Annotated in this window: 5 protein-coding genes; 3 read left to right on the top strand and 2 right to left on the bottom strand. The window is 59.9% G+C overall.

The genetic code is table 11. The features are described 5' to 3' along the window. Positions 1–147 precede the first annotated feature (147 nt). A complete protein-coding gene (locus HBN54_RS23100) occupies positions 148–918 on the bottom strand; it encodes a DUF1573 domain-containing protein (protein WP_168675612.1) in 771 nt (256 codons plus the stop codon). A gap of 244 nt (positions 919–1,162) precedes the next feature. Here HBN54_RS23100 and HBN54_RS23095 point away from each other — a divergent pair, with 244 nt between their 5' ends. Continuing rightward, positions 1,163–3,583: an alpha-ketoacid dehydrogenase subunit alpha/beta gene (locus HBN54_RS23095; protein WP_168675611.1), complete on the top strand. Its 2,421-nt coding sequence runs from the start codon at positions 1,163–1,165 to the stop codon at positions 3,581–3,583. Between the two features lie 108 nt (positions 3,584–3,691). Here HBN54_RS23095 and HBN54_RS23090 read toward each other — a convergent pair whose 3' ends face one another. Further along, positions 3,692–4,279, bottom strand: coding sequence for a hypothetical protein (locus HBN54_RS23090; RefSeq protein ID WP_168675610.1), 588 nt, complete (start codon positions 4,277–4,279; stop codon positions 3,692–3,694). Positions 4,280–4,397: 118 nt separating this feature from the next. On the opposite strand from HBN54_RS23090, the gene HBN54_RS23085 reads away from it, so the two are divergent. Continuing rightward, entirely contained in the window at positions 4,398–5,396 is a 999-nt protein-coding gene (locus HBN54_RS23085; protein WP_168675609.1) for a long-chain fatty acid--CoA ligase, read from the top strand. Between the two features lie 83 nt (positions 5,397–5,479). After that, on the top strand, positions 5,480–5,995 hold the full coding sequence (locus HBN54_RS23080) for a hypothetical protein (protein WP_168675608.1): 516 nt from the start codon (positions 5,480–5,482) through the stop codon (positions 5,993–5,995). The last annotated feature ends 52 nt before the right edge of the window (positions 5,996–6,047 follow it).

The following is a 6,047-nucleotide window of genomic DNA, read 5'->3' as shown; positions in this document are numbered from 1 at the left end:
TAATAAAAATACTTTTTTTAATTTTATAAAAAATTTATTTTTTAAACGTTGCCACGAAACGCGCACGGGCCACCGGGTTCCGCCCACCAAAACATTGGGGGGGCCCAACGCCGGAGCCCGTTGCCGTAGGCTATACAGAAACCGCTCTTACTTAAACGGTACGGCCGTGCCGCTCTCCTTCACCATGCTATTGCCGCTGAGGTCGCGCACGATGTTGGCCTTGAGCGTGATTTTGGCGTCGCCGCTCACGTCGTTGGACGTGATGGTGACCGCGTCGCTCACCTGCCCAAGCTGGCGCTGGCTGTAAATCAACTCCACCACGGCGCTCTGGCCGGGCGCGATGGGGGCGGGGTTGTTCTTGTAGCCCACGCAGTAGCAGCCCGACGTGAGTGCGCCCAGCACCAGCTCGGTTTTGCCGGTGTTCTTCACCGTGAAGCGGGCCGTGGGCTGCTGGCCGGCTTCCATCTTGCCGAAATCGTGGGCGCTCTGGTCGAGCACCAGGTGGGGCGAGGCGGCCAGCTGGGCCGGCGTGAGCGTGGGCTTAATCTGGTCTTTGGTGAGTACCGTGCCTTTGATGCTGAGGACTTTGCTGGCCTCGGTGGCGTTGCTGGTTACGGTCACCGTTTTGTTGAACACGCCGGGGCGGCCGGCGCTGCTGTACATGGCTTTGATGACGCCCATTTTGCCGGGCAGCACCGGGGTTTTGGTCCAGTCCGGGGTGGTGCAGCCGCAGCTGGCCTGCACGTTGGAAATGATAACGGGCTGATTGCCGGTGTTTTTGAACTTGAACTCGTGGGTGGCCATCGTGCCCTCAGGCACGTTGCCGAAGTCGTGGCCGTCGGTCGTGAACTGCATCACGCCCTGGGCGTGGGCCGCGCCGGCCAGGGCCAGCAGGCAAATAGTAAGGAGTTTCTTCATGATTTCTAAACCCTGAGCCGGTAATCAAAAGCCGGCGCGGGCGGTTTTGAAGGAGAAAAACAAAACCGGTAGCAACAGCGTCGGGCTGAGAATCAGCCCCCAAAGCCTGCCACCACCGTACCCCAAATATACGTCCAAACCCCACCACGCCACCTACCCGGCCCCGATTCCGTATTTTTGCACCACGGCTTCGGCCGCTCGCCCTTCCTGCTTCAAAATTCCCACGTATCCTGACCCCTATTATATGTCCGTAGCCGAAACCGCCGTGCCCGCGCTAGCCGCGCCCCTCACCAAGGCCGACTTTCTCACCGATTACCGCCTGGCCTGGGAAAGCCGCCACGCCTCGCTTGCCGGCCGCAAAGAAGTATTTATGGGCAAGGCCAAGTTTGGCATCTTCGGCGATGGCAAGGAAGTGCCGCAGCTGGCCATGGCCCGCGCCTTCCAGAACGGCGATTTCCGCGCCGGCTACTACCGCGACCAGACGTTTATGGCCGCCATTGGCCAGCTCACCTGGGAGCAGTATTTCGCCCAGCTCTACGCCAACCCCGACGTGGAGGCCGAGCCCGCCACCGCCGGCCGCGCCATGAACGGCCACTTCGCCACCCGTATGCTGGACGACGACGGCAACCTGACCGACCTCGCCCACACCAAAAACTCCTCGGCCGACATCTCGCCCACTGCCGGCCAGATGCCGCGCCTGCTGGGCTTGGCCTACGCCTCCAAGCTGTTCCGCCAGAACCCCGAGCTGCACCAGTTCGATACGCTCTCGACCAACGGCAACGAGGTGGCGTTCGGCACCATCGGTAACGCCAGCACGTCGGAGGGCATGTTTTTTGAGGCCCTGAACGCGGCCGGCGTGCTGCAGGTGCCCATGCTGGTGAGCGTGTGGGACGACCATTACGGCATCTCGGTTCCCGCTGAATATCAGACCACCAAGCAGAGCATCAGCGAAATTATGATGGGCCTGCAGCGCGAGGGCGAAGGCCAGTCGGGCTTCGAGATTTACGTGGTGCGCGGCTGGGACTACGCCGGCCTGGTGGATACGTACCAGCGCGCCGCCGCCGTGTGCCGCGAGCAGCACGTGCCCGTGCTCATCCACGTCACGGAACTCACGCAGCCGCAGGGCCACAGCACCAGCGGCTCGCACGAGCGTTACAAGAGCAAGGACCGCCTGACCTGGGAGGAGGACCACGACTGCCTGCACAAGCTGCGCGAGTGGCTGCTGGCCGAGGGCCACGCCACTGAGCTGGAGCTCGATGAAATAGAGAAAACTGCCGCTGCCGTTATCAAAACGGCCCGCACGGCCGCCTGGGCCGCCTTCTTCGACCCCATTAAAGCGGAGCGCGACGAGGCCGTGGCCCTGCTCGACCAGCTGGTGGCCGACACCGGCACCGAGAACACGCTCCACGAAATGGTGGAGCAACTGAAAACAAACCCTACGCCCATCCGGGCCGACATTGTGCGGACCCTGCGCCGCGTGCTCCGCGCCGTGCGCAACGAGAAGCGCAGCTTCGGCCGCCGCTCGGTGCAGCGCCACCTGGAGCAGTTGCTGGCCGAAAATGCCGACCGCTACAACTCCAACCTGTTCAGCCAGAGTGAGCTGGCGGTGGGCAACATCGAAGAAGTGCCCGCCACCTACGCCGCCGATGCGCCCGTGGTGGACGGCCGCGAGGTGCTGCAGGCCTGCTTCAATGCCAATTTCCAGCGCGACCCCAAAATCTTCGCCATCGGCGAGGACGTGGGCAAGATTGGGGACGTGAACCAGGCCTTTGCCGGCTTGCAGGACAAGTTTGGTGAGCTGCGCGTGACCGATACCGGCATCCGCGAGTGCACCATTGTGGGGCAGGGGATTGGAGCGGCGCTGCGCGGCCTGCGGCCCATTACCGAAATTCAGTACCTTGATTACCTGCTGTATGCGATTCAGATTCTGAGCGACGACCTGGCCTGTCTGCAGTACCGCACCAAGGGTGGCCAGAAGGCCCCCCTCATCGTCCGGACGCGGGGGCACCGGCTGGAGGGCGTGTGGCACTCCGGCTCGCCCATGCAGATGATATTGGGCAGCATCCGGGGCATTCATTTGTGCGTGCCGCGCAACATGGTGCAGGCCGCCGGCTTCTACAACACGCTGTTGCGCAGCGACGAGCCCGCCATCGTGATTGAGTGCCTGAACGGCTACCGCCTGAAAGAGAAAACGCCGAGCAACGTGGGCGAATTCACCCTACCGTTGGGCCGCCCCGAGGTGCTGAAAAAAGGCACCGATGTAACGGTGGTCACCTACGGCTCAATGTGCCGCATCGTGATGGACGCCGCCAAGCAGCTGGCCGACGTGGGCATTTCCGTGGAAGTTATCGACGTGCAAACGCTGCTGCCCTTCGACACCGACCACCTCATCGCCGACAGCCTCCAGAAAACCAACCGCGTGTTGTTTGCCGACGAAGACGTGCCCGGCGGCGGCACCGCCTTCATGATGCAGCACGTGCTGGACGAGCAGCAGGCCTACCGCTTCCTCGACGCGCAGCCGCGCTGCTTGGCCGCCCAGGCCCACCGCCCGGCCTACAGCTCCGACGGTGACTACTTCAGCAAGCCCAACGCCGAGGACGTGTTCGACACCATCTATGAGATGATGAGCGAGGATGCGCCGGAGCAGTTTCCGGCTATTTACTAAGTATCATTCACATAAATACCAAATAGGCCGTCATGCAACGCGCAGCGAAGCATGACGGCCTATTTGAATGGGTTCCAAGCAGGTGACGCTGTAGGCCGGCCCGCCGGGCTACAGCGTCACCTCGCTGGTGGTGATTTTGTTGCTCTCGTGCAGGCCACGGTCCAGGATGCTGATTTCGAACCGAAACACGTCGCCGGGCGAGAACACGGTGCCATCGAGCGAAAGGGGGAGCTTGTAGCGCAGCTCGCCTTTCAGCGGGGCGGCGCGGCCGTCGGCCCCGTTGAGGCGGGGGTACTGGCTGTCGTACTCACCCACAATACCGGCGGGAAACGGCGGCAGGGCCGGGGTTACGTAAAAATCGAAATTCTTAGTGACCGTATTCTTCTTGTAGGGCTGAATGAAGTAGTTGTAGCTGTAGCCTCGGTTGTTGTGCCCGCCGGTTTTGGTGTTGAAGGGGGCCTTGGCGAGGTCTTCCGGCCCCAGGCCCAGGTCGCCGTCGCCGTCGCGGAAGCCGAGCACAAATTCCAGCGTATCGCGGCCCACGTTGCCATTCACGGCAGGAATGCGCGTCACCTTAACATCCCGGAACTCAATTTCGGGCGTGGTTGAGTAATCGGGGGCGTTGAGGCAGCCGCTGAGGCCTGCCCCGGCCAGGCCAAGGAAAGCAGCTCCGCGCAGGGTACGAAACAGGTTCATAAAGACAGGAAGTGAGAAGTCAGAAGCACAACGGCCGAAGTGGCCCCAAAGTACGTTCTTCCCAACGAATAGCCAAGGTGGTTGGTTCGGGGGTATCCGCTAAACTGGTTATCGGCTCATGAGTTTCCGTTCTGATTTTTTGCTAGGCTTGCCTTCCGTTACGGCCGACACCTTTGAGGCGGCGGCGCTGGCGCTGTTCCGGTACCAGGCCGCGCACTGCCCGCCCTACACGGCCTACCTCGCGCAACTAGGGCGCGACCCGGCTGCCGTGGCCCGGCTGACGGATATTCCGTTTCTGCCCATCGAGTTTTTCAAAACCCACGAGGTGCGCACCAACCCGGCCGGATGGGAGCCGCAGGAGGTGTTTCTGAGCAGCGGTACTACGCTCCAGCAGCGCAGCCGCCACCTTGTGCGCGAGCCCGCGCTGTACCGCGAAAACGCGGCCCGCATCTTCGAGCAGTACTACGGCCCGCTCGCGGGCTGGATGTTTCTGGCGCTGCTGCCGTCGTACTTGGAGCAGGGCAATTCCTCGCTGGTGGCGATGGTGGACTATTTCGCGCAGCAATCGGGCCAGACGCAGCCGGCGTTTTTTCTGCACGACCACGCCGCCCTGCGCACCGCGCTGGCCGAGGCGAAGCAGGTTTCCGGCCGCCGCGTCATGCTCATCGGTGTGAGCTATGCCCTGCTGGATTTCGCCCTGGAAGCCGGCCCCGCGCCGGAACTCCAAGGCCTCACTGTGCTCGAAACCGGGGGCATGAAGGGCCGCCGCCGTGAGATGATTCGGGAGGAACTGCACGCCGAATTGCAGCGGGCGTTTGGCCCTGCCGGCATTCACTCCGAATACGGCATGACGGAATTGCTGAGCCAGGCCTACTCGCTCGGTGACGGCCGTTTCCACTGCCCCGCGCCAATGCGGGTGCTGCTGCGTGACCCGTCGGACCCGTTTTCAATTGGCGACAGGCCCGATGGGGCCATCAATGTGATTGATTTGGCTAACGTGGATTCCTGCGCGTTCGTCGAAACGAAAGATTTGGCGCGGATGCACGAAGATGGCTCGTTTGAGGTGCTAGGGCGGATGGATAACTCGGATGTGCGGGGGTGCAATCAGATGGTTTAGTTGCCTGATAATATTTCATCTTATCTTGTTCCGAAAATTGCAGACAACTAAACGTTAAACGCTGTTTTGGCTAAAAAACGAGTATGAAATACGAACTGATAAGAAACGAAAAAGGTAAGCATCAAATTGGTGGTGATGTGCCAACGAACTTTGAAGTTCCTGATAATGAGTTTTTAGGAGGCTTTCAGTACTTGGGGTATATTGACAATTCTGACCCATTGTTCTCTTGGCTTCCTTTTAGAGTGAATTTAATTCATCCAACCTACTGTGATGAGTATTTTATCTATCTTGATTATGACAACCCAAGTGCACCGAAAATAATTGAACCCCAAGACACCGCAGCTTCCACAAGTGCCTTTGATGAAGTAAATAAAAATTCAAAAATAATATTTGAAGGAATAAAGGTTCGTGCGGAAGCAAAAAGCGAAATTGACGAATATGAAAGTATCGGAATGGCTGGTGAACCTGATTGGCTCCAAGATGCAGAAATTCCAACTTGTCCAAGAAGTGGCAAGCCAATGAAGTTCTTATGTCAGCTAGGAAGCTTTGGTGACATTAGACTTGTTGCAGCGGCATTAAGACAGGATATTTACGCATGAAAATCTCCATTCAGGATTTAAAAACGCCCCGTCAATGGCGGTCGGCCCTGGG

Source organism: Hymenobacter artigasi (assembly GCF_012275535.1).
Lineage (GTDB): Bacteria > Bacteroidota > Bacteroidia > Cytophagales > Hymenobacteraceae > Hymenobacter > Hymenobacter artigasi.
The sequence above is the reverse complement of the archived record's forward strand: the minus strand, read 5'-3'. Positions and strand labels throughout refer to the sequence as shown.